Origin of the sequence: Gemmatirosa kalamazoonensis (genome assembly GCF_000522985.1) — a bacterium.
GTDB classification, from domain to species: Bacteria; Gemmatimonadota; Gemmatimonadetes; order Gemmatimonadales; family Gemmatimonadaceae; genus Gemmatirosa; species Gemmatirosa kalamazoonensis.
In genome coordinates this window covers 206,370-232,512 of the sequence record NZ_CP007128.1, presented here as the reverse complement: position 1 = coordinate 232,512, position 26,143 = coordinate 206,370, and the positions used below count along the sequence as shown (strand labels likewise).

Genomic DNA, 26,143 nt, shown 5'->3' with positions numbered 1-26,143 from the left:
CTCGAGCGGCCGTCCAAGGTGACGCGACGAGCGACCGTAGGTGCGGCCGCTCACCGCCCGCCCGACCTCCTTCCTTCGGTGGATCGCATGCTGCGTCGTCTGACGTGCATCACTCTGGTGCTTCCCGCGCTGCTCGGCGCACAGCAGGTCGCGTCGAACCGCGGCACACCGCCCATCGCGTCGAGCGCGAACGGGGAGCCGGTCGCGGCGCGCGCGAGTGCCACCATCGCCTCCGCGGCGCGCGCACGACAGGCTCCGACGATCGATGGACGGGACGACGACGCCGCGTGGCGCGACGCGCAGGTGATCGACCAGTTCCTCGAGTACGATCCCAACCCCGGAGCCGAGACGCGCTTCAAGACCGAGGCGCGCGTGCTGTACGACGACAAGGCGCTGTACGTCGTGGTGCGCATGTTCGATCCCGCGCCCGACAGCATCGTGTCGCTGCTGAGCCGGCGCGACGTGCGCACGGCGAGCGAGCAGATCAAGCTGATGATCGACAGCTACCACGATCGGCGCACCGGCTTCGAGTTCTGCCTCAACCCGGCCGGCGTGAAGCGCGACTTCTACGTCTACAACGACAACAACGAGGACGTGACGTGGGACGGCGTGTGGGACGGCGTCGCGCGCGTCGACTCGACGGGCTGGGTGGCCGAGTTCCGCATCCCGTTCAGCCAGCTCCGCTTCCCGAAGGTACCGGAGCACACGTTCGGCCTCATGATCGTGCGCGACGTCGCGCGCACCGGTGCGCGCATCTCGTGGCCGCTCTACCGGCGCGATCGGCAGGGCTACATCTCGCAGGCCGGGGAGCTGAACGGCCTCACCGCGCTCCCGTCGCCGCGGCGGCTCGAGGTCGCGCCGTACGTCGTGGCGAAGAACGTGACGCAGGCGCGTGTGGGCGGCGCCGCCGGCTTCACGCATCCGCAGCAGACGACGTTGGGCGCCGACGTGAAGTACGGCCTCACGTCGAACCTCACGCTCGACGCGACGGTGAACCCCGACTTCGGCCAGGTGGAGGCCGACCCGTCGGTGCTCAACCTCTCCGCGTTCGAGCAGTTCTACGACGAGCGGCGGCCGTTCTTCCTCGAGGGCGCGGGCATCTTCAACTTCCGCACGTCGTGTCAGGACATCGACAGCGGCTGCACGGGGCTGTTCTACTCGCGGCGCATCGGGCGCGCGCCGCAGCTCGCCGGCCAGTTCGGCGACGCCGCGAGCCCCGCGTTCACGCCGATCGCCGCGGCGACGAAGCTCACCGGGCGGCTCGGGAGCGGGCTCTCGGTCGGCGTGCTCGACGCGGTGACGGGGCGCGAGAACGGACCCGACGGCGCCATCATCGAGCCGCGCACGAACTACTTCGTCGGGCGCCTGCTCCAGGATCTGCGGCAGGGACAGAGCGGCATCGGCGTCATGGTCACCGCGGTCGACCGCGCGCTCGATCCGACGGCCGCGCAGTACCTGCGGCGCAGCGCGTACGTCGGCGGCGTCGACTTCCGCCACCGCTTCTACAAGAAGTACTACGAGCTGCACGCGATGGCGGCGGGAAGCACGGTGCGCGGCTCGGAGCAGTCGATCGCGGCGCTGCAGCGCGACGGCGTGCACCGCTACCAGCGCCCCGACGCGGGGCTCGACTACGACACCACGCGGACGTCGTTAGGCGGCAACGCGCAGCGCCTCACGCTGTCCAAGTTCGGCGGCGGGCACACCCGCTTCCAGTCGCTCTACCAGCGCTACTCGGCCGGGTTCGAGTCGAACGACCTCGGGTTCCAGTCGCGCGCCGACTGGCAGCTCATGCACAACTGGTTCGCGCTCACGTTCCAGAAGCCGAAGTGGTTCTACCGCAGCGTGCAGATGAACTACAACCTCCACAACGAGTGGAGCGCGGGCGGACTGCCGACGTCGATCGGCGTGAACACGAACTACCACGTCCAGTTCAAGAACACGAACTGGATCCACATCGGCGGCAACTGGAACGACTTCACCGCGACGTACAGCGACCGCATGGCGCGCGGCGGTCCGGCGGTGCGCAAGTCGCCGTCGGTGAACTTCTGGTCGGGGTGGAACGGCGACTCGCGCCGCGTGGTGACGCCGACCTTCTGGATGGGCGGCTTCCGCGGCGACGAGGGGCGTTCGAGCGACTTCTGGATGAACCCGGGCGTGGATCTGCGCCTCGCGAGCCGCTTCTCGACCTCGTTCTCGCTGAACGTCGACCGCTCGATCAACGACGCGCAGTGGGTCGCGAACCTCGGCGCGATCGGCGCCGACACCACGCACTACACGTTCGCGCGCCTCGATCAGACGACGGTGAACATGTCGGCGCGCGTGAACTTCACCGTCTCGCCGACGCTGTCGTTCCAGTCGTACGTCGCGCCGTTCGTGAGCACGGGGAGCTACTCCGACCGCAAGCAGCTCACGAACCCGCGCGCCGCGCGCTACGCCGATCGCTTCGCGTCGTACCCGGGCGGCCCGGAGGGCTTCGACTTCAAGCAGGTGAACGCGAACGCGGTGCTGCGGTGGGAGTACCGCCCCGGCTCGACGATGTTCGTCGTGTGGCAGCACGCGCGCTCGGGCTACGTCGACACGGCGTCGCGCTTCGACTTCGGCCGCGACTACGGCGATCTGTGGAGCATCCACCCGAACAACACGTTCCTCGTGAAGCTCTCGTACTGGCTGAATCCCTGATGCGGCGGCGCGTCATCGTCTCCAACGAATCCATTTCGCCGCGCTTTCGCGTATGGAAGTGTGAGGGCGCCACGGCTCTTTCGACGCCGCTCGGTGTATATCAGCGCGAAGACCGGATCGCCCGGCACGCGCCTGGCAATACGGTCGGGCAGGGCAGTAGCGGCTGACGACTTCGGGAGGAGGGAGACCATGCCCCGCTTTCAGTTCTCGGTCGGACGAAACGGTGTCGTGCGGGAGGCGGGTGCAGTGCTCTGCGAGTCCTTCCAGGAAGCGCTCAGCGCGATCGCCGAGCAGTCCGACGTGACGGAGGGAGAGACGCTGGAGATCGGCGTCGCGGGATTCCCGCCCGCGCGCTACGACTTCGTGATCCCCGCGGTGGGGGATGCGGGCTGGCACCCTCGCATCCCGAGGCTCGCGGCCTGACTGCCTTTCGACGGCGACTTGTCACTGACAGGTCGCCGTTTTCACGTCGCCCTCAGAGCGAATCGAGCAGATCGTCGATCGCCTTCTGCGACGCGTCGGCGAGCGGGCCGCCGGTGAGGATCTTCTGGAGGATGTCCACTGCCTCGGCGGCGAGATCGTCGGGGTGCTTGCGGTCGCCGGCGAAACGGACGATGTGGCCGAGCAGGATCGTCTCCATCGGCGGGCCCTCGCCCTCAGCCTCGCCGTCGCCTTCCTCCTCCCGGTCCTCGAAGCTCGGCACGCTCGCCTTCCACGGCTCGTCGGCGTCGGCCGCCTCGCGCAGGGCGTCGGAGCGGACGAGCGCGAACAGGCGGCACTGCAGCCCCGGCTCCTCCTCGTAGGCGAACAGCCCGAGCGGCACGGGCTCGTCGAACAGGCCGAGCGAGAGCAGGCGCTCGATCGACTCGGCGTCCATCGCGCTGCGGGCGATCAGCCGATCGCCGATGAAGGCGCCGAGCGCCATCCCCTCCGGCGCGCGCTCGTCGGTGAGCCGGTCGACGCGCACGGGGACGGGCTGGGCCGTGGTGACGAACACCGCGGGACGCGGCTCTCCCTCCGCCTCGCCCTCGGCCTCCCCCTCGCCCTCGTGCTCTCCCCCGCCGAACGCCTCGTCGTCGCCGTCATCGTCCGCGTAGGGATCGTACGCGTCGTCCCGCATGTGGTCGTTCCTCCGGAAAACGTCGGTCCGCTCGTCGCGGGTGCCTGGCGCAAAGATACCCACGACCACGTGGCGGCGGAGCCCCGAACGGGCCCTCGGCTTGCCTAGTACACGCTGTGCACAAACACGGCGCTGCGAGGGACCAGCGCCCGACACACCCACTGGAGGACCACCCATGCGCGATGACATCCGCGACGACCGCACGCTTCAGGAGCGCGGCGTCGAGAACTCGGTCGAGGGCAAGGCCGACCACATGAAGGGACACCTGAAGGACGCCGTCGGCGGGCTCACCGGCGACAGCTCGCTGCAGGCCGAAGGGAAGGCCGATCAGCTGAAGGGCAAGGCGAAGGACACGCTCGGCAAGGTGGAGCGGAAGCTGGACCAGTAAGGCGTGGCTGCGTGGCGGCGTGGCTGCGTGAACTGACTTCACGCAGCCACGCAGCACGTCAGTTGATCGTCTCCGTCCGCTCGAACACCCGTCCCAGCCACGACAGCAGCGGTAGCAGCTCGGCCGCGACGGCGACGGTGCCGAGGAGGGCGGCCGGGGCGAAGGTCCAGATGCTCCACGTGCCGCGGAGCGCCCACACGACGCCGGTGGCGAGCGCCGCGGGGAGGGCGAGCAGGAGGCAGAGGATCGCGAACGAGGCGGCCACGGACAGGATGCTCTGTCCCATCGCTTCCACGCCGCGCGCGCCGGCGCCGAGTCGCACCCAGCCGGGGAAGAGCAGGGCGGCGCCGTTCTGGACCGTGAGCCCGGCCGCGTTCACCCCCGGCAGCGCGAGCGCCGCCGCCGCGGCGAGCGCGAGACGGTCGCTCGCCGACATCGGCACGATGCGGCCGAGGAAGCTCACCGCGAGCAGCCCGACGAGCAGCGCGAGCTGGAACACGGTCAGTGCCGCCGTCGAGGACGCGATCTGGGCGGCCACGATCTCGCGGCCGCTCAGCGGCCAGGCGCGGAGCACCGCGAGGTTCGGCAGGTCCTGACGGAGGTCGAACCGGATCCACATCGGTCCGGCGATCACGAGCAGGCCGCCCCACACGCCCGCCACGACGAGCGCTACCTCGGCGATCCGCTCGTCGCGCATGGCGAGGAGGAGCGCGGCGGCGGCCAACGCGCCGAGCAGGCCGAGCTGGCGAAGGAGGAAGCCGGCGCGGAGGGCGGCGACGGCGTTCTTCCAGAGGATCGCGACCGCGGGTGCCCCGGTCGGGGCGAGCGGGATGGAGCGTCGCCGCAGGATCCCGGTGCCGGCGTCGGTGGTGAAGTCGTCGCCCGGCCGGTCGTGATCGATGCCCGGCGTGCCGCGGGCGCGCGACGCCCGGCGCGCGGCGACCCGCTCCGACGCTTCGACCGCGGCGTCCTCGAACGCGACGTCGGTGCGCAGCACCCACAGCGCGTGCAGCGCGAGCAGGACGAGCGCGGGGCCGATCGCCCGGAGCCACTCCCCGGCGCTCACGGCGAGGGCGGGCGTCAGCAGCGCGCGGAACGGGGAGAGCACCGTGCGCGCGGGCTCGGCCTCGAGCTCGCGCATGAGCGCGCCGAGCAGCGCGGTCGGGCCCGACGACCAGGCGCGATCGAGCATCGGCGCGGCGCGCAGCAGCGTCCAGCCGAGCGCCGCGGCCCCGAGCGCGACGACGACGATCGGCACGGCCTGCCGCCGCCGTCCCGCGGCGCCGTGCTTCACCACGCTGGCCGTGCTGAGCGCCGCGCCGAGGCGGTGGAGGTAGAGCACGGAGAACAGCACCCACAGGCCGAGCGCGCGCCGCCACGCCGCGAGGTGCATCCCCTCGCCGCGCAGGATCACCGACCAGACGATGGTGTTCACGAGCACGATGAGCTGCGCGCGGAGCAGCTTCGCGCCGACGAGCGCGCGGCGGGTGAGCGGGGCCGCGAACAGGACGTGGATCTCGGCCGGCGTGAACGCGAGCGCGCGCTCGTTCGCGCCGGCGACCCACCACTTCGCGACGAGGAACGCGAGGCCGAACGCCGCCACGCGCACGACGGTGGCCTCGCCGAGCACCGCGGCGGCGCCGCCCTGGTGCGCGGGGCGCACGAGGAACCACCACATGTAGACGCCGCCGGCGACGAGTGCGATGGCGTGGCGCGGCGAGCGCAGGCGCCGGAGCTGGCGTCGCAGCCGGTTGCGGAACGACGCGCCGGCGAGGTAGACGAGGGCGGCGAGCGGCCCGGCGGGTCGCGTCAGACCGGGGCTCCGAGCGGGGGCGGCGGCGGGGCCTCGCCCTCGGTGAGCGCGACGAACAGCTCCTCGATGGGGAGCCCGGCGAGCGCCGGACGCTCGGCCACGATCTCGTCGATCGTGCCGTACGCCACCATGCGCCCCTGCCGGACGACGAGGAGCCGGGTGCACAGCTGCTCGACGAGGTGCAGCAGGTGGGAGCTGAGCACGACGGCGGCGCCGGCGCGCGCGCGGGCGGCGATCGTCGCCTTCATGCGGCGGATGCCGACCGGATCGAGCCCGGTGAGCGGCTCGTCGAGCAGGAGGACCTGCGGGTCGTGCAGCAGCGCGCAGGCGATGGCGAGCTTCTGCTTCATGCCGCGCGACAGCTCGTCGGGGAGCGCGCGCCGCTTCGCGGTGAGCTCCAGCTCCTCGAGCAGCGGCGCCGCCTTCTGCTCCGCGTCGGCGACGTGGTAGAGCCGCGCGACGAAGCGGAGGTGCTCCTCGACGGTGAGGTAGTCGAACAGGTGCGGCTCGTCGGGCACGAACGCGAGCCGCCGCTTGGCCGCGACCGGGTCCACCGCGAGGTCGATCCCCGCCACCTCGACGCGTCCGGCGGAGGGGCGGAGGATGCCGGCGAGGCAGCGCAGCGTCGTCGTCTTGCCGGCTCCGTTCGGTCCGACGAGGCCGAGCACCTCGCCCGGCGGCACGGCGAACGTGAGCGCGCGCACGGCGACGAGGCCGTCGTAGCTCTTCCGGAGCTCGTGGACGTTGAGCATCCACCAAATATGGTGAGGCGGCGCTGAAACCTCGGCGCTGAAAAGGCGGCGCTGATACGGCGGCGCTGGACACGCGCGGTATCAGCGCCGCCTTTCCAGCGCCGAGGTTTCAGCGCCGCCGTAGCAGCGCCGCCGTTCCGGTCAGATGGCGAGCGGCCCCGTGAGCCGCATCTTCACTTCCGCGCCCTTCGGCAGGCACCCCTCGTACTGGGTGTCGGAGCGCGCGCCGGCCGCGCCGGCCGCGGCGCCTGCGGCGGCGCCGATGACGGTGCCCTTGGCGCCCTTGCCACCGAACACGCGGCCGAGGATCGCGCCGGTCATGGCGCCCTTGCCGACCTTGCTCGCGTCGCTGCGGCTCCCCGGGGGGCCCTTCAGGGGCTTCCTCTCGAGCACCCCGTCCACCCACGCGACCTCGGCGACGATCGGGCGGAGGTAGCCCTCGATGGCGATGCTGCGCGCGGCGAGCTCCACGCGGCCGTGATCATAGGGGCCGCGGATGATGGAGGAGAGCTCGAGGACGACGTCGGTGCCGGCGGGGAGGGTGCCGCCGTCGGCGGCGGCGACGGGCTCGCGCAGCGTCGCGACGAACTTGTCGCCGGCCTTGTTCGTCGTGCTGCAGATCGGCTGCGTCGTCGAGAGCACCATCGCCGTGCCGGCGGCGAACGTGTGGCCGACGGCGGCGGGCGCCGGGCCGTGCATCGGGGTGGGCATCGGAGCCGGCACGGGCGCCGAGTCGTGCGACGCGGCGACGGCGGCGGGAGCGGTGGCGACGGGCTCCGGGCTCGGCGGCGGTGCGGCCGGCCGGGACGTGGGCTCCGCAGCGACGCGGCGCGGCGTGGGCGCGGCCTGCGGCGTCGGCGGCGTCGGCGCGGGCGACGGGGTCGCGGCGACGGGGCGCGCGGCGGGCAGCCGCAGGGCGACCGCGGTGTCCGCGTTCGGCAGCGGGAGACTATCCGTGCGCGTCGCGCGCCCGGCGTCGGCGGCGAGCGTGAGGTCGCGCGAGAGCGCGCTGTCGGCGGGCGCGGCGTCCTGGCGGGCGCACGCGGCGGCGGCCAGCAGGGCGAGCGCGCCGACGAGCGGCGGGCGTATGCGGGGGATCAAAGGCAGGCTCCCGAAGGGGGACGAGTCACTCGTTACAACGGGGCGGCGTGCGCCGCCAGGGCGCACTGCAGCGACCCGCCGATGCGGCAGTACCCACCGGCGCGCGCGCGGTTCCGACGGCCCGTTCGGCGGACGTATCCGGGCGGCGACTCGGTCGTCCAATGGGCATCATGCCCCTCCTCCGTCGCCGCGAGTCGGCCGCCCCATCTCCGTCGCCGGCCGCCGAGGCCGTGGACGCCACGGCGATCCGCGACGTGTTCGTCGCGCGGCAGCCGATCTTCGACGAGCACGATCGCCTGTTCGCGTACGAGCTGCTCTACCGGAGCGGCACGCAGCAGAACTTCGCGAACGGCGTCAGCGCGGACCAGATGTGCACCGACACGGTGCTGCACGCGGTCCTCAGCATCGGGCTGAACCCGCTCACGAACGGCACGCTCGCGTTCGTGAACATGACCCGCGACTTCCTGATGCGGAACCTGTACGAGCTGTTCGACCCGACGACGATCGTGGTCGAGCTGCTCGAGACGGTGGAGCCGGACGACGAGGTGGTGGAGGCGTGCCGCCGGATCGTGCGCTCGGGCTATCCGCTCGCGCTCGACGACTTCGTGAACGCGCCGGGCTACGAGCCGCTGCTCCGCATGGCGAAGATCGTGAAGATCGACGTGCTGAATCGCCCGGAGGAGGAGCTGAAGCAGGTCGCGCGCGAGCTACTGCCGCACGGCGTGCGGCTGCTGGCCGAGCGCGTGGAGTCGGCCGAGGTGCGCGACATGTGCCGGCGGCTCGGCTTCACGCTGTTCCAGGGCTACTACTACAGCCGCCCGCAGATCGTGTCGCACCGCGAGCTGTCGGTGGAGCACACGACGATGCTGCGGCTGCTGTCGATGCTCGACAACCCGACGGCGACGGACACCGAGATCGAGGACGGCTTCCGCTCCGACCCGTCGCTGTCGTACAAGCTGCTGCGCATCGCGAACTCCGCGGCGTTCGGCGGCCGCGACGTGCAGTCGATCGGCTTCGCGCTTCGCATGGTGGGCCGGAAGGTCCTGCACCGCTGGCTGTCGCTGCTGCTCATCTCGTCGGTGGCGTCGTCGAGCGGGATCGCCGGGGAGCTGGTGCTCGCGGCGCTCGTGCGCGCGCGGCTGTGCGAGCTGATCGCGCAGCGCACCGAGCGCGCGCAGGCGATGGGGCCGATGTTCCTCGTCGGGCTGTTCTCGCTGCTCGACGTGCTGCTGCGCATGCCGATGGAGGGGATCCTGTCGCGCATGGCGATCGCGCCGGAGGTGCGCGCGGTGCTGCTGTCGCGCTCCGGGCCGTACGCGCCGACGCTCGCGCTGGTGGAAGCGCAGGAGCGCGGCGACTGGCAGGCGGTGCAGGACGCGGCGGCCGCCGTGGGGATCGGCGCGGGCGACGTGTCGAAGGCCTACACGGAAGCGCTGGCGTGGGCGGGCGAGCGGATCGGGGCGGCCTAACTGGCGCCTAACTGCGGGACGCCCGACGGCGGGACGACGAACGGCGGGACGATCTACGGCGGGACGATCTACGGCGGGACGATCTACGGCGGGACGATCTACGGCGGGACGATCCACGGCGGGACGGCCCACGGCGGGATCGCGCGCGCGCGGGATCGTAGTTACCAGGGGGGGCTCCCCCCCCTTCGCCCATAGTTCCGCGCCGGCGGTCGCAGCGCGGTACCGATCCGACGCGGGCCGGATCCCGGCCACCGCATCCCGATCCCGCCGTTAGGCATCCCGCCGTTCGTCGTCCCGCCGTTCGTCGTCCCGCCGTTCGTCGTCCCGCCGTCAGTCGTCCCGCAGTCAGGTGTCCGTCACTCGTCCCGCCGTATCAGGGCTGAAACACGAACGTCTGCGCCGTAGCGGGCAGCCCACCCCGTTCCTCCGCGTAGCCGCCCGCCACCAGCACGCGGCCGTCGCGCAGCGGCGTGGCGGTGGCGAAGAAGCGGGCGGCGCCTAACGATCCGGCGGCGAGCGCGAACGTGCGGGTCGCGGGGTCGTAGACCTCGGCGCGGTCGCCGCCGCCGGCGATCAGCACGCGGCCGTCGGCGAGACGCGCGACGGCGTCGGGGAGCTTGAACCGCTCCAGCGTCGTGCGACCCGCGGCGACGAAGCGGCCCGACGTGGGCTCGTAGCGCTCCGCCTCGGCGATCATGCCGCGCCAGTCGCGGCCGTCCGATCCGCCGACGACGAGCACGGTGCCGTCGACGAGGCGCACGGCGGCGTGCTTGTAGCGCGGCGCGAGCAGGTGCCCCGTGGACGCGAACGTGCCGTGCGCGGGGTCGAACAGCTCGGCCTCGCCCTGCATCACGCGGTTCGGGTAGCGGCCCGCGCCGCCGCCGCCCACGACGAGCACGCGGCCGTCCTCGAGCAGCGTGGCGGAGTGCGCGCCGCGCGCGAACGCCATGTCGTGCGTCGGCGCGAAGCGGTTCGTCGCCGGATCGTAGATCTCCGCCGATGCGATCGGGCGCATGTCGGCGTCGTAGCCGCCGGTGACGAGCACGCGGCCGTCGGCGAGCAGCGTCGCCGCGTGGTCGGCGCGCCCGACGACGAGCGCGCCGGCGGGCGCGAAGCGGCCCGTGCGCGGGTCGAAGATCTCCGCCGCCGAGGTCACGCGATACCGTCCGCTCCAGCCACCCACGACGAGCACGCGTCCGTCGCGGAGCGCCGTGGCGGAGTGCCCCGAGCGCGCGACGCCGAGCGCGGGTCCGTCGACGAACGCGCCGGTAGCGGGGTCGAAGATCTCTGTGCTCGCGAACGCGATGCCCTCGGCGCCGCTCCCGCCGAAGCCGCCGGTCACGAGCACGCGGCCGTCGGGGAGTGCGGTGGCGGTGTGGCTCGCGCGCGCGATGCGCATGCGGCCGAGCGCGCGCACGCTGCCGGGCGAGGTGGCATCGTGGGCCGCGGTCGCGAGCAGGGTAGCGGCGGCGAGCGTGAGCGTGCGAACGATGGACATGGCACGGCCCTCCGGTCGATGAAGCCAGCGCGTCACTCCGCGCGCAGAGCGTCCGCGGGATTCGCGCGCGAGGCGCGGCGCGCCGGGAGCGCGCACGCGACGAGCGTGACGGCGAGCAGCAGCAGCGCGGCGCCTAACGGCAGCGCGGCGCCGGCGCCCGTCGCGCCGGCGACGGTGGCGCGCACGACCGCCGCCGCGGTGACCGCGGCCGGAATGCCGACGATGAGTCCCGCCCCGGCGAGCGCGAGCCCTTCGGCGACGACGTTGCCGGTGATGCGCCGCGGGGACGCGCCGAGCGCGAGGCGCACGCTGTGCTCGCGGCGCCGCTGCTCCACGCCTTGCGCCGCGACGCCGTACAGACCGAGCGCGGCAAGCAGCACGGCGAGCACGCCGAACGCGCTCACCCACACGGCGGCGGTGCGCTGCCGCCAGAGCGTACCGGCCATCTGCTCGCGCATGGTGTGCGCGGCGACGACCGGCAGATCGGGATCCAGCTCGTGCACGACGCGCGCGACGGCGGCCACCGCGGCCCGGCCGTCGCCGGCGCTGCGCACGGCGACCGTGGCGCGGGCATCGTACGCCTGCAGCATCGGCACGTAGAGCAGCAGCGGCGGCTCGTCGGTGAGCGAGAGATAGCGGATGTCGGCCGCGACGCCGACGACCGTCATCGCGGGGCGCGGCTCGCCCCATGGGTCGGGCCACACGATGCGGCGCCCGAGCGGATCGGCGCCGGGCCACAGCGCGCGGGCGAGGCGCGCGCTCACGACGGCGACGAGCGCGCCGCTGGAGTCGTCGCGCGCGGTGAAGTCGCGCCCGCGGAGCAGCGGGATGCCTAACGTGCCGAAGAAGCCCGGGCCCACGCGGTTCATGCGCACGCGGAGCCCGAGCTCGCGCTCGCGCGCGCGCGCAGCACGTCGCGCGGCGGCTCCTGTCCGGGCAGGAACAGCGACACGCCGTCGCTCCAGTCGCGCGGCGGCATCGTCTTCGCCAGCGTGGCGCCGCGCGCTCCCGGAAGCGCGGCGAGCCGGTCGAGCAGCGCGCGGTACACCTGCTCGCCGCGCGCGCGGTCGTAGCCGCGCATGCCGAGGTCCACCGACGCGACGGCGAGCGCGTCGGGATCGAACCCCGGGCCCGCGGCGAGCGTGTCGCGCACGGCGCCCAACGTCACACCGGTGGCGACGAGCAGCACGACCGACACCGCGACCTGCGCGGCGACGAGCCCGCGCTGCAGCTGCGTGCGACGTCCGCCGGCGCGCGGCGACGCGTCGGCGAGCACGCCGGCCGGCGCGGTGCGCGACACGCGAAGCGCGGGCACGAGCGCGAGCAGCAGCCCGGAGAGCGCGGCGGTGCCGAGCGCGAACAGCAGCACGCGCCAGTCGGGCGCGACGTCGAGCGCGCGGAGCGTGGAGACCTCGGGCTGCAGCCGAGTCGCGACGCGCGCCACGAGCCACGCGACGAGCACCGCGGGCCCGGCGGCGAGCAGCGCGAGCATCACGCCCTCGGTGAGGATCTGCCGGAGCAGCCGCACGCGCGTGGCGCCTAACGCGAGCCGCATGGCGACCTCGCGGCGGCGCGCCGCCGAGCGCGCGAGCACGAGCCCCGCGACGTTCACGCACGTGGCGAGCAGCAGCAGCCCGACCGCACCGCCGAGCAGCGCGAGCACGCTCGCGACCTCGGCCCGATCGTCGGGCGACAGTCCCACGCCGCGCAGCGCGCGCAGCGTCCGTCCGGCGTTCGTCGTCGGATGCTCGGCCGCGACGCGCGCGGCGATGGCGCCGAGCTCCGCGTCCACGCGCGCCGGCGCGGCGCCGTCGCGCAGCCGGCCGAACACGCCGAGCCACCCCGCCGAACGGTCCTGCAGGATGTCGCTCGAGAAGCGCGGCGCGGCGATGCGGAGCGCGCTCATGGGGAGCCACGCGTCCAACGGCGTGTCGGGCGCGACGCCGACGAATCCCGGCGCCGCGACGCCGACGACGGTGAACGGCCGCCCGTTCACCGTGACCGCGGCGCCGACGACGCGCGGGTCGGCACCGAGCGTGCGGCGCCAGAAGCCGTGCGCGAGCACCACGGCCGGCGCCGCGTCGGGTGCATCGTCGGCGGGGCCGAGCAGACGGCCTAACGCGGCGCGTGCGCCGAGCACGCGGAAGTAGTCGGCGGTGACGACGTCGCCTGCGATGCGCTCGGCGGCGCGGCGCGCATCCGGGCCGCGGAACGCGAGCGGCGCGTACGTGTGCGCGGCGAGGCCGTCGATCGCGCGCGCGGCGTCGCGCACGTCGGCGAAGTCGGGATAGGCGAGGCTGAGGTACGTGTCGCCGAACTGCACGCGCTCCAGCGTGACGAGTCGCGCCGGGTCGCGCACGCCGGCCGGCGGGCGCAGCAGCGCCGCATCGGCGACGGCGAACACGCCGGCCGTGCCGCCGATGCCGATGGCGAGCGTGACGACGGCGACGGCGGTGAACAGCGGCGCGCGCCGCATCGTGCGCAGCGCCCACCGCGCGTCGGGGAGCGCGGTGTATATCCAGCGGTCCACGCGCGCCGCGCGGACGCGCTCCTTCACGCGCTCGGCGCCGCCGAGCTCCTCGCGCGCGGCGCGCCGCGCGGCATCCGGGGCGAGCCCGGCGCGCGCCTTCTCCGCGGCGAGCAGCTCGACGTAGGCCTCGAGCTCCGCGTCGAGCTCGTGCTCGACGAGGTCGCGGTCGGCGAGGTCGCGCCAGAGGCTGCGGAGGCGAGCGAGGGGGCGCATAGCGGCGCGTCGCTCAGGTGGCCTCGAGGGCCGACGCGATGGCGACGGCGATGGCGTTCCACTGCGCGGTCTCGCGCGCGAGCTGCTTCCGTCCGGCCGGCGTCAGGCGATAGAACTTCGCGCGGCGGTTGTTCTCGGACTCGCCCCACACGGACGCGAGCCAGCCGGCTTCCTCCATGCGGTGGAGGGCGGGGAAGAGCGATCCCGGCTTGACCTGGAACGTGCCGCCGGTGAGCTGCTCGACGCGGCGCGCGACGCCGAGGCCGTGGAGATCCTCGAGCGCGAGGGCCTTGAGGATCAGGAGGTCGAGGGTGCCCTGGAGGAGGGCCTGGTTCTTCGGCGGCACGCGCCTTCTCCTATCGAATGGCTATACGAGAAGGTAGTGCGCTCGTATAGAATGTCAATAGGAGGCAGGCGCGTTGGTCAGAACGCCGCCACGCAGCACCCGAGCCCGCACGTCATCCACCCGGGATCGCTCGGCTGGTTGCGCAGCAGCCGAGCCAGGTCCGCCGCGTCGCGCCGGATGGCGGGGGACGACTTGTCGCGCACGCCGGTGAATTCGGCGAGCCGCTGTGGCAATGTGGTCGCGTCGAGGCCGACGCCGTTCACCCACTGCAACAGCGCATCGGTCCGAGACCGCTGGACAGGCAATGTCGCGCGGTACCGGTCGAGCGGTTCGCGGAGGAGTGCGGAGTTCGCCTTCAACGCGAGCATTCGCATACCGTCGCAGGTCATGAACGCCGCGCCGGTCATCTTCTCGTCACCGTCGTGCGCGTGATCGCATCGATAGAACGACCGCGAGTTGCCGACCGGGACGAGCTCACGGGTCTGCGCATCCACACCATACACGTGCCACTGGGAGACCTTGTGCTGCACCGGATTCGCCGGCGGCTGGCCCGTCCCGTCGAAGCGAAACGGCTCGATGACGAGGTAGAACTCGCGCTCGAGTCGTGTCCCGCGCCGGTTGATGCCGAAGAGCTTGTCCTCGGGCGCGTTGGGATCGCCATCGGCTTCGATCCGTGCGACGACGAGGGCCCGTTGCTTCAGCTTCGACAGCGGGACGAACTCCGCGTCCCAGGTCATCGCGATTCGAAACTGCGGTCCCGGCCCGGTTCCCGTCTTCGGTTCACGAGCGACGCGTTGCGAGTAGTTGAAGTACGGAACCGTATCACGGATCCAGGCTGCGACGGCGCGCGACTGGGGCTTCTTCCAGTCCGGGTTCCACGTCGAGCGTGCCCATCCGACGCATCGATACGGCGCTTTCGTGGCAGCGTCGTCGAACACGCAGGCATCCAAACCCTTGGGCTCGTAGTCGTCCTCCTTCGCGCCGAACGCCGCGCGGCCCGCGACGCCCGTCGAAGGCCGCGATGACTGCGCGCCGGCTGCCGGCCCTGCGAGCAGCCAGGCGACCAACAGCATCGTATCGACGATCCAACTCCTGGTGCGACGCTGCGACGGGTGTGTCATCTGCTCGGAGATTGTGTGGTGGAGAGCGCCCTCCGACGTTCCTGCCAGAGGCGACCCGCCGCGTCGCGAGCCGTGATCGATTGCAGCAAGTCCAACGACCGCCGGAGCCCGGCTGCCTGCGACAGCCTGCTGAGCGTGTAGGCATTCATGCTCGCGAGGCTGTTCATCGCGTCGAGCAGTTGCTGGCGCGCGTCCGTGGTATCGCCAGCCTGCACGAGTGCCCATGACTCCGCGAACAGGAAGTCCCACGTGATCGACGTGATGTCGGCCCCCGCGCGACGCTCGCGCGCCGCCGCGAGCACATGGCGCGCGGCGGAGGGATCGTGGCGAGCGAGCGCCAGGTAGGCCGCATCGACCGGAGCGGTCGGTGTGAACTCGGTGAGGATGCCCGGGCCGAGGCACGGCACCGCGTCGCGGTAGGCCGGCTGCAGAACGCGTGCACGCTGTCGCGCCACCTCCGCCGGCGCGAACGAGATCGAGACCGCGCGCTCGAGCCGCCGGCGACTCTCGTCCATCCCATCGCAGGCGCCGAGGACGGCGCGCACCTGGAAGAGCTGCAGCGAGTCGGCGACCGGCTGCGGCAGCGCGGGGTCGGGTGCTGCCGGTACCGACCAACGCTCCGCGCGCGCGACGTCGCCGACGAGGGCGGCGAGCGGCAGCAGCGTGTCGCGCGCCTCGCCGGGCTGCGATGGGCCGTCCGCCAATGCGGTGCGGGCGATCCGTGCGGCGCCCGCGAAGTCGCCGCGTCGCAACGCGAGGCGCGTGCGCGCGACGGCGATGCGCGCGCGCTCCTCCTCGGATCGTGCGCCGGCCGCCGCTTTCTCGAGCGCGGCGGGGGCCGACTGCTCCGCGGCGCCGTCGCCGATCTGACCAGCGAGCTCCAGCGCGAGGGCGCGTCGGAACCACGCCTGGCTCGACTCCGGTGCGCGCTGCGTCCACCGCTCGGTCAGGTCGAGCAGCACCTCGCGGCCGCGCCGCGTTGCGGCCGTGTAGGTGCGCGGCACGGCGCGGGCGCCCGCACGCAAGGACTCGTCGAGCGACACAGGGAAGAAAGCGAGCGTGTCCGCATCGAGCGACGGCAGCGCCACATACGGTCCGCCGCCGTCGCCCGCGAGCCAGCCGCGTCGCGGAACGTTGCCAGCGGCGGACGTGCTCCGAAGGATGCGCTCGAACAGCGCGCCAAGCAGCGCGGACGACGGCGCGCGCTCGACCGCTTCCCGGAAGGCCGCGAGCGATGCCCACGTGCTAGAGCGGAAGCGCGCGCCCTCGGGTGTCCGCAGCACGGTGGTGTCGAGCCGCGCGCACTCGCCGAGGCCGAACCATCCGGCGAACGACGACGGATCTCGCACCGTCGTCGCCCGGAACGCGGCGCACGCGCTCGGATAGTCCTTCGCTGCCATGGCGCCTAACGCCACGGCGAGGGTGGAATCTCGCCCCGTTAGGGAACCAGCGCGCGCCGTCGCCGTGAACGGCAGCCAGGGGCGTGGATCTCGCGGGTCGCGCCACGCGCCGGCCTGCGCCGCCCACAGCGACGCGAGGGCGAAGCGCGGATTCGCGCGTGCGCTCGCCATGAACGACTCGGCCGCCGAGTCGAGCTGGCCGGAACGCAATTGCTCCCAGCCTCGAACGTACGACCGCAGGGCGCCTAACGATCGACCCGGCATGGTCTCGGCATCTGGCGCGTCCACCACGTCGGGTCCAGCGAGGGCCCGTCGGACGAGTCGCGTCACCGTCGGTGCGGCGTCCACCGCCGTCGCTGATGCGATCTCGACGAGCCGTCGCGACGTGCCCGCACTCCCGTCCACCGCATCGACGATCACCCGCGCCGAGTCCCCCAGCCGCACCGCCGACGCCGTGAGCACCAGCGCCGGTCGTCGCGCCCGATCGCTCACGCGCACCTCCGACCACCCCTCGAGCTCCGCGCGCAGCGCCCGCGCCACGCGCTCGGTCAGCGCCGCGTCGCGCGGCCCGTCCGTCGCCGACGCCACGCGCACGAGCAGCGTCCCTGGCGGTGCCGCGTCGTCGCGCGCGCCTAACGCCCACCAGCCGAGCGCGGCGACCGCCGCGGCCGCCGCGACGCCCGCGACGCCCGCGACGCCCAACGCGACGCGCCGCGCGCGCTCGCGGCGATCCGGCCGCGGGCGCCGCGGCGATGGCGGCACCTCGCCGGTCCCCGTCGCGTGCAGCAGCCCCGTACCCGCCAGCGCCTCCGCGAACGCCCGTGCCGTCCCGAACCGGTCGGCCGGCGCCGTCGCGAGCGCCAGCCGCACGATCTCCTCCAGCTCCGGGCTCACCGTCGCGCGGTGGCGCGTGAGCGACTCCGGTGGGTGCGTGAACCGCTGCGCGATCGTCGCCTGCGCGGTCGCGGCGCTGAACGGCGGCACGCCGGCCAGCATCTCGTACAGCACGCAGCCTAACGCGTACACGTCGCTGCGCCCGTCGAGCTCCCGCTCGCCCGACGCCTGCTCGGGGCTCATGTACGCCGGCGTGCCGCGCACCAGTCCCGTCGTCGTCGTCCACCCCGGCGCGTCGTCCAGCGCGCGCGCGCGATGCCGAAGTCGCCGAGGCACGCCTCGTCGCCGACGAACAGGATGTTCTCCGGCTTCACGTCGCGGTGGATGACCCCGTGCGTGTGCGCGAAGTCCAGTGCGACCGCGATGGCGTGCGCGATCGCGACCGCCGTCCGGATCGGAAGCTGCCGCTCGCGCGTCAGCCGGTCGCGCAGGCTGCCGCCGTCGAGGTACGGCGCGACCCAGTAGAACTGATCGCCTTCCGCGCCCTGATCCAGCACGCTCACGATGCGCGGGTGCTGCAGCTTCGCCGTCGTGCGGATCTCGCGCAGGAAGCGCGCGGCGTCGAGCGACTGCGCCAGCTCCGGCCGCAGCACCTTCACCGCGACCCGCCGGTCCTGCGCCGCGTCACGCGCGAGGTAGACGAACGCGCTCGCGCCGCGTCCGAGCTCGCGCTCGACGGCGTAGCGTCGGCCGATCAGGGTAGGGGCGGGAGGCGTGTCGATGCGGGGCGGGACAGTCACGCGCGACCGGGGTTCGGAGGCGCGAACATATGAACCCGTTCATCCCCCCGCCAGCGCGCGCCCCCAGCGCGCGCCCAGCGCGCGCCCAGCGCGCGCCCAGCGCGCGCCCAGCGCGCGCCCAGCGCGCGCGGCCAGCGCGCGCGGCCCAGCCGATGATCAGCTCTGGCCGGGAACGGCGCTCGCCGCCGGAGACGCGGCGGCCGGCGCGCGGCGCGGCGGCGCGACGCGCGGGGCGCCGTCGACCGATGCGGCGTGCGGCATGGCGACCACGCCGGGCACCGAGTCGCCGATCGCGGCCTCGTCGGCGCCGAGGTCGCGGTAGCGCAGCAGCACCGAGATGCGGCGGTTCGACGGATCGAGCGGGTTCTCGGGCACGCGCAGGTGCCGGTCGGCGAGGCCACGCACCTCCGCCACGCGCTCGGGGGAGAGTCCCGACGCGGTGAGCACGCGTCGCGCGGCGTTCGCGCGCTCGGCGGACAGCTCCCAGTTCGTGAACCCCGCGTTGCTGCCGAAGCTCGCGGCGTCGGTGTGGCCCTCGAGCACGATCGGGTTCGGCAGCGGCTCCAGCTCGGGCGCGATCGCGTGCAGCACGATGACCGCGGCGGGCTTCATCTGCGCGCTGCCGAGCGCGAAGAACACGTCGCCGCGTCCCGTCTCGATCAGCTCGATGCGCAGCCCTTCCTTCGTCACCCCGACCTCGACCTTCGCGCCGAGTCGCTGCAGCTCGCCGTTCTTCGCGAGCATCTCGCGGAGCTGCTGCGCGAGCACGTTGAACTTCTGCGACTCCTGGTTGCGCACGATCATGCGCAGCTGGCTCGTCTGCACCTTGCTCGGCGACGCGCCGGAGGAGATGGGGCTGGCGCCGGCGGAGTAGCCCTTCTTGTAGCCGATCGGGTTCGAGAAGTAGCCCTCGATGGCCTGCTTCAGCTTGTCGTCCATGCCGAGGATCCACATCACCATGAAGAACGCCATCATGGCCGTGACGAAGTCCGCGTAGGCGACCTTCCACGAGCCTCCGTGGTGGGCGCCGCCCGCGACCTTCTTCTTCCGGACGATGACGATCTTCTTCGCGTCCTTGGACATCGACGGGGGAGGGGGACGAGGTGACGTGGGGAACGGCGCCCCACCCCCTGGAGTATCGGCAGCTCGGCGCCGCTACTGGACCAGCGCGAGCGCGCGTCGGCGCACCGGCGGCGCCTGCACGCCGTCGACCGCGAACGCGTTCTTGCCGCGGGTCTTCACGTCGTACATCGCGATGTCCGCGCGGTGCAGCAGCGCGTCGCCGGCCTCCGCGTCGCCCGGCGGGCCGCCGTGGCGCGCGACGCCGATGCTCGCGCCGACGTGCAGATCGACGCCGTCGATGACGAACGGCGCGGCGAGCGCGTGCAGGATGCGCCGCGCGATGATCTCGACGTCCGACGACTGCGCGACCTTCTCGACGAGCACCGCGAACTCGTCGCCGCCGAGGCGCGCCACGGTGTCGCCGCCGCGCGTCGCGTTCAGCAGCCGCTCGCCGACCATGACGAGCAGCCGGTCGCCGGCGGCGTGGCCGAGCCGGTCGTTCACGCACTTGAAGTCGTCGAGGTCCACCATGAGCACCGCGACCTGCGGCGCGTGCTCGCCGGCGAGCGCGCGCACGAGCCGCTCCTGGAAGCGCGCGCGGTTCGCGAGGCCGGTGAGCGGGTCGTGGTAGGCCTGGTGGGCGAGCGCCTCGCGCGAGCGGCGCAGCTCCTCGACCGCGGTGCCGAGCGCCTCCGCGGTGGAGTTGAAGCTGACGGCGAGGAAGCCGAGGTCGTCGAGCGCGCGCGTGGGAAGGCGTACGGAGAAGTCGCCGCGCTCGAGCGAGTCGAGCGCGCGGCGGGCGCGGCGCAGGCGATACGTGAAGCGCATCGGCGACGCGATCGCGAGCCAGCTCAGCGCGACGAGCACCGCGGTCTCGAGCGCGACGGTGGTCCGCGGCGTACCGCTCACGAGGCGCGCGATGGGGTACACGACCGCCGTGACGGCGACGTGCACGCGCGCGGCGCGGGGGAGCCCCAGCCCGTACGCCGCGGCGACGACGACGTAGAACGCGACCGCGAGCTCGCCGTGGTCGCCGGTCATCGCGCACGTCGCCGCCGTGGCGACGGCGTCGGCGCACAGCATCGCCCAGAAGTGCCTAACGCGGATGTGGTCCGCGCGGATGCGCCACGCGCACCATGCGTTGCCGAGCAGCAGCACGGCCGACGGCAGCGCGACCGCCCACCACGGGGCGGGGAAGAAGTCGAGCGCCGCGTCGCACAGCCCGAGCGCGAGGCCGAGGAGTCCGAACGCCCACCGCCGGTGGACCGACTGGCGGTGTCGCGCGAGAACGGTGAGCCGCTTCTCGCGCGCGAAGCGCGGGTCCGTCATGGGCGCTTACGCGGCCTTCTTGCGCGTGAGCGCCTCGAGCTCGGCGAAGCTCGGCCGGTCGTGCGGATCGATGTTGCGGCGCGCGAACTCCACCGCCGTCATCGGCGCGTCGCCGCGGGCGAACGAGAGCAGCGCGGTGCGGATGCAGCACATGTACGCGTGCTCCGCCTTCACGCGCCCCTCGATCGCCTTCGCCATGGGACCGAGCACGCCGTACGAGAGCAGGATGCCGAGGAACGTGCCGACGAGCGCCGCGGCGACCTTCTCGCCGATCTCGCTCGCCGCGCCGCCGATGGAGCCCATCGTGATGATGACGCCGAGCACCGCGGCGACGATGCCGAAGCCGGGCATCGCGTCGCTCACCGTCGCGAGCGCGTGCGGCACGTGCATGTTCGCCTCGTACTGCTGGTCGAGGTCGATGTCGAGGATCTCGCTCAGGTTGTGGTCCTCGACCGCGCCGGTGAGGAGCACCTTCAGCGTGTCGCTGAGCAGCGCGACGCCGGCCTTGTGCGAGCTGAAGTGCGAGAACTTCGTGAAGATGTCGCTCTTCTCCGGCTCCTCGATGTGCGCCTCGAGCCCCACGAGACCGTCCTTGCGGGCGCGCTGAAAGACCTCGTAGAGTACCTGCAGCAGCTCGCTGTACGTCTCGTGCGCGAACGGGTTGGGCTTCAGCAGCCCGAGGATGCCGGTGAACGTCCCCTTGATGACCCCCATCGGGTTCGCGATCACCATCGCGCCGAACGCGCTGCCGCCGATGATCAGGAACTCGTTCACCTGAATGAGCGTCGCCACGTGACCGTGGTGCATCACGTAGCCACCGATCACGCTTCCGAACAGGATCAGGAGTCCGATGACGACGAACACGGCGACGAAGGCAGGGGAGAGGAGAGGGCAGGGCAGATGACCGGTCGTTCGACCGGGGTCTCTCCTCAGTATCGGCCCGGATGACCGAAAACTTTGCTGTCGCCGTGCGCTGGCTCACCGAACAGGACGCGCTGCTGCGCGGCCTGGCCCACGCGTTGAGCAACCGCGTCGGCACGCTCGTCGCCGCCACCGGGCTGCTGGAGCCGGGCGCGGTCGCGCCGGCGTCGATCGTCGGCGTGCTGCGCGACGAGACGGAGCGGCTGGAAGGGGTGCTCGTCCTCGTGCGGCTGCTCGCCGGCTCGGCGTCGGACGTCGACGTCGCGGAGCCGCTCCACCTGCCGGATCTCGTCACGCCGATCGTGGAGCTGCACGCCCATCACCCACAGCTGCGCGACGTGCCGGTGACGGTGACGCCCGACCCGCTCGCGCCGCCGGTGCGCGCGCGGCACGTGGGCCTGGCGCGCGCGCTGCTGCTGCTCCTCGGCACCGCCAAGCGCGGCGCGGCGGCGAGCATCGCATGGACGCTCGACGGCGACGACGTCGCGCTCACGGTGAGCGGCGCGGCGGGCGACGAAGCGTCGGCCGCGGCGGCGCGATGGCTGGCCGGCGTGCCGGTGGAGGCGACCGCGGCGGGCTACGTCATGCGCCTGCCGCGCGTCTGACCTGCGCGTCACGCATCACGCGTCTTGAGTCGCGCGACCCACTCGCCGGCGTGCGCCGCGGTCGCGCTCCGGTTCGAGTCGGCGACCGCCGCGGCGATCTCGCCGCGCAGGATGGCGACGTTCGCCGGCGCCTCGATGCCGAGCCTAACGCCCCCGCGGTCGGACGCGAGGACGACGATGCGAATGCCGCCGTCGATGACGATGGATTCGCCGGGGCGGCGGGCGAGAATGAGCACGGGAAATCCTCGGTCAGATCATGTCGACGAGCGTCTTCATCATGTCGCTCGCCGTGGAGATCACCTTCGCCGCCGCGGCGTACGCCTGCTGCGCGCGCATGAGCGTCGTGAGCTCCTCGTCGAGGTTGACGCCGCTCACCGACTTGCGCCGCGTGTCCGCCTGGTCGGCGAGCGTCGCGTGCACGTCCGCGTCGGTGCCCGCGGCGGAGACGCGAGCGCCGAGCCGGCTCGCGACGTCGCCGTAGAAGCTCGTGAACGAGCCGCTCTGCGTCTGCCCCGTCGCGTCGACGTACGTGACCTGGCCGGCGGCGGAGCGCAGCCCCGCGAGCGCGAGCGCCACGTCGTTGTTGCCCGGCCCCGGGATGGCGGCCGCCGCGGCGCCGGCCGCGATGTTCGCCGCGCTCGCGGCGACCGCGGCGCTGAGCGAGATGTCGCCCGCCGTCACGTGCGTCGGATCGAAGAAGTTCCCCGCCGCGACCGGGGCGCCGTTCGCCGGGTACAGCTCGCCCGTCGCGTGGATCGCGTTCACCGCGGTGACGAGCCCGTTCGCGAGCGCGTCGAGCTGCCCGCGGACGTCGGGGAGGTCGCGGTTCATGAAGTCGACCATCGCCTGCGACGTGCCGCCGAACGGCAGCGCCGGCTCGTTGCCCGGGTCGAGGTGGATTCCGACGACGCCGGTGGCCGAGACGATCGTGCGCGCGTGGCGGCCGGTGGTGCCGTCGACGACCGCGTTCGTGCCGAGCGACACCTGCACCGATCCGTTCGGGTACTCGATGACGTGCGTGTCGCCGAGCTTCGCCAGCTCGTCGATCGCGAGGTTGCGCTTGTCGCGCAGGTCGGCCGCGGTCGTGCCGCCGACCTCCGCGCCCATGATGCGCTCGTTGTAGCCCGCGATCTGGTCGGAGAGCTGGTTGATGCGCGTGACCGTCGCATCGAGCTGGGTCGCGACCTGCGCGCGCATCCCGACGAGCTGCCGGTCGAACCCGTTCAGCATCTCCGCGACGTGCTGGCCGTTCTGCTGCACGACCGAGCGCGCGGCGGAGCTGGCCGGCTGCGACGCGAGATCGGACCACGACGACCAGAACGCGTCCATCGCCGCAGCGAGCCCGGTGTCCGACGGCTCGCCGAGCAGCGACTCGATGCCGCCCAGCAGATCCTTGCGGAGCTGCGACGACGCGGACCCGGACGCCTCGTTGCGGTAGGCGGTGTCGAGCGCGGAGTCGCGCAGCTGCGCGACGTCGGCGACGCGCACGCCGTTGCCCATCTGCCCGAGCATCGGCTGCTTCATGAACTCGGCCGAGAGCTCGACGCGCTGGCGCGAGTAGCCCTCGGTGTCGACGTTCGCGATGTTGTGGCCCGCGGTGTCGATGATGAGCTGCTGCGCGCTCATCCCGCTGCGCGCGATGCCGAGAACGGAACCGAGTGACATGGCGGGCTCCGGTCAGCCGGTGCGGTCGAGCAAGGCGCCGGCGTTGCCGCCGACGTTCGCGCCGACGACACCGTTAGGCGCGGCGGCCGGGATGCCGGCGAGCGCGCGCGCCTGCGCGTCGCCGCTGGAGAGCGCGTCGCGGAGCACGCGGCGGTTCACGTCGACCTCGCGCGCGAGCACGGCGGCGCTGGCCTGCAGCTCGTCGCGCGCGCCGCGCAGCACGTCGTCCATGCCCTCGCCGAGCACCGTCTCCAGATCGCGCGCCGGCAGCTCCTCGACGCCGACGATGAGGCGGTTGATCTGACGCCGGCGCACGCGCGCCTGGCCCAGCGTGGCGAGGATGCGGTGCGTCGCGAACACCGAGTCGTCGACCGCCTGCAGGTCGTCGGTGCCGACGGCCGAGCGCTGACGGCGCAGCGTCGCCACGAGCTCGTCGAGCAGCTTGCGCTCGGAGCGCAGCGCGTCGAGCAGCGCGTCGCGCGCCGCCGGCGTCATCGGGCGCGGCTTCGCGGACGGCCGCGCGGCGCCCTCGAGCGCGAGCGCGAGGGCCGGCGCGTGCGCCATGCTGCGGGGCGGGGCGTACGACGGCACGGCGATGGTGCTGGCGTGAGGCGTGGGAAGCGCCATTTATCGCGAGGGGAGCGGGATCACGGGCGTCGGCGCGCGGAGCTGCGTCAACTTCGTGGACGGCGCAGTGTGCTCGGTGGTCTGTTCGGTCTTCGATCCAGGGAGCGCGGCGCGGAGCTGCCGGTACGCGGCATCGGCCAGGCCGTGCGCCCACTGCGTGGGAGTATCGGCCGCCAAGTGCTGGTCCATGAGCCCCGTGAACATGTCCTCGCCGGTGGCCGCGCCGATCGCGCCCTCGCCCTGCGGGACGGTCTCGCGCATGGCCTTGAACAGCTGCTCGACGAACAGCGACTCGAGCTGCTGCGCGGTCTTCTTCAGTTTGACTTCATCGGGGGTCGGGACTCGGGACTCGGGACTCGGGACTCGGGAACTGCTCCCCCACGAGTCCCGAGTCCCGAGTCCCGAGTCCCGAGTCCCGGGTCCAATGGGTCCACTCATCGGACGACCACCTCGGCGGCGAGCGCGCCGACCTCGCGGAGCGCGAGGAAGATCGCCGCGATCTCGGGCGCCGGCGTCTGCACCGCGTGCAGCGCGGCGGCCACCTTCTGCACCGTCGTGCCGGGCGTGACGCGCACGTCGCCCGGCGCGACCGACGTGTCGCCGGGCGCCGGCGCGGGGCCGGTCTGGGCGCCGATGGTGAGCGTCACCGCGCCGTGGCTCACGACCGCCTCGCCGACGGTCATGTCGCCGCCCGCGACCACCGTGCCGTCGCGTCCGTCGATGACGAGACGCGCGATGCGGTCGGGGCGCACCGCGAGGTCGCGGACCTTGCTCAGCATGAGCGCGCGGTCGCCGGTGTCGGGGAGCGCGAGCGCGACGGCGCCCGGATCCTCGACCGTCGCGGTCTTCGCGCCTAACGCGCCGTTGATCGCGGCGGCGATCTTCGAGGCCGTGCCGACGTCGGGCTCCTTCAGCAGCAGCCGCGACGCGCCGGCGAAGCTCGGACGCGGCAGGTCGACCTCGAGCTGTCCGCCGTTCGGCAGACGCACCGTCGTCTCGACCGTCGGCGCGGCGTAGCGGTCGCGCGGGTCGGCGGACTCGCTCACCATGAGCGCGCCCTGCGCGAGCGCGTACGGCTTGCCGCCCGCCTCGGCGACGAGTGGCGTCATCCACAGCACGCCGCCGCGCAGCGAGCGCGCGTCGCCCATCGACGCGACGTGCACGTCGAAGCGGCCGCCGGAGCGGAGATACGGCGAGACCTCCGCGGTGACGAGCACCGCGGCGACGTTGCGCGTGCGGAGCAGCTCCGCCGGCACCTCGACGTCGAAGCGGCGGAGCAGGTTCACGACGCTCTGCACCGTCATGCCCGAGCCGCGGACGCCGTTCGCGCGGTCGCCGGTGCCGTCGAGGCCCACCGCGAGGCCGTAGCCGACGAGCCGGATCGGCGCGGCGCCCTCGGCGATCGTGAGGTCCTTGATGCGGACGTCCTGGGCGCGCAGCGCGGCGGGCGCGAGGGCGCCCAACGCGAGCAGCACCGCGCCGACGGCCGAACGCGTCGGACGGCGGACGGTGTCACGCACCGAATCGGCGAGCTCCGCGACGACGAGGGCGACGGCGCGCTCGAGGCCGCGCTTCGCGGGCACGGCGACGGCGGCGAACGCCTGGAACGGCGTGAGGCGGAGGTGCTCGAGGCGCGGCGGGTGCTCGGCGTCGGCCGACGGTGTCGGCTCGTCGACGACCACGGTGCCCATGGCGAGCGCGAGGCGGCGGCGGCGCGCGTCGGCGGCGCGGCGCGTCTCGAGCGCGCGCGCGTCGTACTCGGCCAGCAGGCGGCCGAGCGCGGCGTAGTCCGTGGCGGTCTGCTTGGGCGGTGCCACGACGGCGTTGCGCAGCGCGGCGCGGAGGAGGGAGAACGGGTAACGGCGCATGC

The 26,143-nt window shown here is 73.3% G+C and carries 24 protein-coding genes; 5 read left to right on the top strand and 19 right to left on the bottom strand.

Features of this window, described 5'->3' with window-relative positions; genetic code table 11:
• The first annotated feature begins 87 nt into the window (after positions 1-87).
• Positions 88-2,679, top strand: coding sequence for a DUF5916 domain-containing protein (locus J421_RS01205; protein ID WP_148306097.1), 2,592 nt, complete (start codon positions 88-90; stop codon positions 2,677-2,679).
• A gap of 189 nt (positions 2,680-2,868) precedes the next feature.
• The gene (locus J421_RS01200) at positions 2,869-3,102 is read left to right on the top strand and encodes a hypothetical protein (RefSeq protein WP_148306096.1); all 234 of its coding nucleotides are present in this window, start codon (positions 2,869-2,871) and stop codon (positions 3,100-3,102) included.
• Between the two features lie 52 nt (positions 3,103-3,154).
• Here J421_RS01200 and J421_RS01195 read toward each other — a convergent pair whose 3' ends face one another.
• Positions 3,155-3,799: a hypothetical protein gene (locus tag J421_RS01195; protein ID WP_025409331.1), complete on the bottom strand. Its 645-nt coding sequence runs from the start codon at positions 3,797-3,799 to the stop codon at positions 3,155-3,157.
• 175 nt (positions 3,800-3,974) lie between these two features.
• Between J421_RS01195 and J421_RS31915 the strand changes: the two genes are divergently transcribed.
• Positions 3,975-4,187: a CsbD family protein gene (locus J421_RS31915; RefSeq protein ID WP_025409330.1), complete on the top strand. Its 213-nt coding sequence runs from the start codon at positions 3,975-3,977 to the stop codon at positions 4,185-4,187.
• A 58-nt stretch (positions 4,188-4,245) separates the two neighbouring features.
• On the opposite strand, the gene J421_RS01185 is transcribed toward J421_RS31915, so the two are convergent.
• The 3 genes from J421_RS01185 to J421_RS01175 all read right to left on the bottom strand — a co-directional run bounded on the left by J421_RS01185 (position 4,246) and on the right by J421_RS01175 (position 7,853).
• Complete coding sequence (locus J421_RS01185) at positions 4,246-5,865, bottom strand: hypothetical protein (protein ID WP_025409329.1); 1,620 nt, start codon at positions 5,863-5,865, stop codon at positions 4,246-4,248.
• Positions 5,866-5,996: 131 nt separating this feature from the next.
• A complete protein-coding gene (locus J421_RS01180; RefSeq protein ID WP_104022104.1) occupies positions 5,997-6,752 on the bottom strand; it encodes an ABC transporter ATP-binding protein in 756 nt (251 codons plus the stop codon).
• 141 nt (positions 6,753-6,893) lie between these two features.
• The gene (locus J421_RS01175; RefSeq protein WP_025409327.1) at positions 6,894-7,853 is read right to left on the bottom strand and encodes a hypothetical protein; all 960 of its coding nucleotides are present in this window, start codon (positions 7,851-7,853) and stop codon (positions 6,894-6,896) included.
• Between the two features lie 170 nt (positions 7,854-8,023).
• On the opposite strand from J421_RS01175, the gene J421_RS01170 reads away from it, so the two are divergent.
• On the top strand, positions 8,024-9,322 hold the full coding sequence (locus J421_RS01170) for an EAL and HDOD domain-containing protein (RefSeq protein ID WP_158508621.1): 1,299 nt from the start codon (positions 8,024-8,026) through the stop codon (positions 9,320-9,322).
• A gap of 373 nt (positions 9,323-9,695) precedes the next feature.
• Here the strand turns inward: J421_RS01170 and J421_RS01165 are convergent, their stop codons facing one another.
• From J421_RS01165 to motA, 10 genes are all read right to left on the bottom strand, one after another.
• On the bottom strand, positions 9,696-10,820 hold the full coding sequence (locus tag J421_RS01165; RefSeq protein WP_025409325.1) for a Kelch repeat-containing protein: 1,125 nt from the start codon (positions 10,818-10,820) through the stop codon (positions 9,696-9,698).
• Between the two features lie 32 nt (positions 10,821-10,852).
• A complete protein-coding gene (locus J421_RS33415) occupies positions 10,853-11,785 on the bottom strand; it encodes an FtsX-like permease family protein (protein WP_236646330.1) in 933 nt (310 codons plus the stop codon).
• Positions 11,686-13,563 (bottom strand): ABC transporter permease, encoded by a 1,878-nt coding sequence (locus J421_RS01150; RefSeq protein ID WP_025409323.1) that lies wholly within the window; start codon positions 13,561-13,563, stop codon positions 11,686-11,688. Before J421_RS01150 ends, J421_RS33415 begins: the two co-directional genes overlap by 100 nt.
• 13 nt (positions 13,564-13,576) lie before the next feature.
• Positions 13,577-13,909, bottom strand: a complete 333-nt coding sequence (locus J421_RS01145) for a PadR family transcriptional regulator (protein WP_025409322.1) — start codon at positions 13,907-13,909, stop codon at positions 13,577-13,579.
• Positions 13,910-13,986: 77 nt separating this feature from the next.
• Positions 13,987-15,030, bottom strand: coding sequence for a hypothetical protein (locus J421_RS31910; protein ID WP_148306094.1), 1,044 nt, complete (start codon positions 15,028-15,030; stop codon positions 13,987-13,989).
• Complete coding sequence (locus J421_RS01135) at positions 15,027-17,600, bottom strand: protein kinase domain-containing protein (RefSeq protein WP_148306093.1); 2,574 nt, start codon at positions 17,598-17,600, stop codon at positions 15,027-15,029. Before J421_RS01135 ends, J421_RS31910 begins: the two co-directional genes overlap by 4 nt.
• Positions 17,504-18,064: a serine/threonine-protein kinase gene (locus J421_RS01130; protein WP_025409319.1), complete on the bottom strand. Its 561-nt coding sequence runs from the start codon at positions 18,062-18,064 to the stop codon at positions 17,504-17,506. The genes J421_RS01135 and J421_RS01130 overlap by 97 nt, the downstream gene beginning before the upstream one ends.
• Before the next feature lie 156 nt (positions 18,065-18,220).
• Positions 18,221-19,147 carry a flagellar motor protein MotB gene (locus J421_RS01125; RefSeq protein WP_025409318.1) on the bottom strand — a complete coding sequence of 309 codons (927 nt, stop codon included), beginning with the start codon at positions 19,145-19,147 and terminating at the stop codon, positions 18,221-18,223.
• A 72-nt stretch (positions 19,148-19,219) separates the two neighbouring features.
• Positions 19,220-20,455, bottom strand: a complete 1,236-nt coding sequence (locus tag J421_RS01120) for a GGDEF domain-containing protein (RefSeq protein ID WP_025409317.1) — start codon at positions 20,453-20,455, stop codon at positions 19,220-19,222.
• Positions 20,456-20,461: 6 nt separating this feature from the next.
• Positions 20,462-21,319 carry a flagellar motor stator protein MotA gene (motA, locus tag J421_RS01115; protein WP_025409316.1) on the bottom strand — a complete coding sequence of 286 codons (858 nt, stop codon included), beginning with the start codon at positions 21,317-21,319 and terminating at the stop codon, positions 20,462-20,464.
• Between the two features lie 80 nt (positions 21,320-21,399).
• Here motA and J421_RS01110 point away from each other — a divergent pair, with 80 nt between their 5' ends.
• Positions 21,400-21,981, top strand: coding sequence for a hypothetical protein (locus J421_RS01110; RefSeq protein ID WP_148306092.1), 582 nt, complete (start codon positions 21,400-21,402; stop codon positions 21,979-21,981).
• 8 nt (positions 21,982-21,989) lie between these two features.
• On the opposite strand, the gene J421_RS01105 is transcribed toward J421_RS01110, so the two are convergent.
• The 5 genes from J421_RS01105 to J421_RS01085 all read right to left on the bottom strand — a co-directional run bounded on the left by J421_RS01105 (position 21,990) and on the right by J421_RS01085 (position 26,141).
• The gene (locus J421_RS01105; protein ID WP_025409314.1) at positions 21,990-22,217 is read right to left on the bottom strand and encodes a carbon storage regulator; all 228 of its coding nucleotides are present in this window, start codon (positions 22,215-22,217) and stop codon (positions 21,990-21,992) included.
• Between the two features lie 13 nt (positions 22,218-22,230).
• Complete coding sequence (gene flgK / locus J421_RS01100) at positions 22,231-23,646, bottom strand: flagellar hook-associated protein FlgK (protein WP_025409313.1); 1,416 nt, start codon at positions 23,644-23,646, stop codon at positions 22,231-22,233.
• 12 nt (positions 23,647-23,658) lie between these two features.
• Positions 23,659-24,210, bottom strand: a complete 552-nt coding sequence (gene flgN / locus J421_RS01095; RefSeq protein ID WP_148306091.1) for a flagellar export chaperone FlgN — start codon at positions 24,208-24,210, stop codon at positions 23,659-23,661.
• A gap of 63 nt (positions 24,211-24,273) precedes the next feature.
• Positions 24,274-24,711 (bottom strand): rod-binding protein, encoded by a 438-nt coding sequence (locus J421_RS01090; RefSeq protein ID WP_025409311.1) that lies wholly within the window; start codon positions 24,709-24,711, stop codon positions 24,274-24,276.
• Positions 24,708-26,141: a flagellar basal body P-ring protein FlgI gene (locus J421_RS01085; protein WP_104022102.1), complete on the bottom strand. Its 1,434-nt coding sequence runs from the start codon at positions 26,139-26,141 to the stop codon at positions 24,708-24,710. Before J421_RS01085 ends, J421_RS01090 begins: the two co-directional genes overlap by 4 nt.
• Positions 26,142-26,143 lie beyond the last annotated feature (2 nt).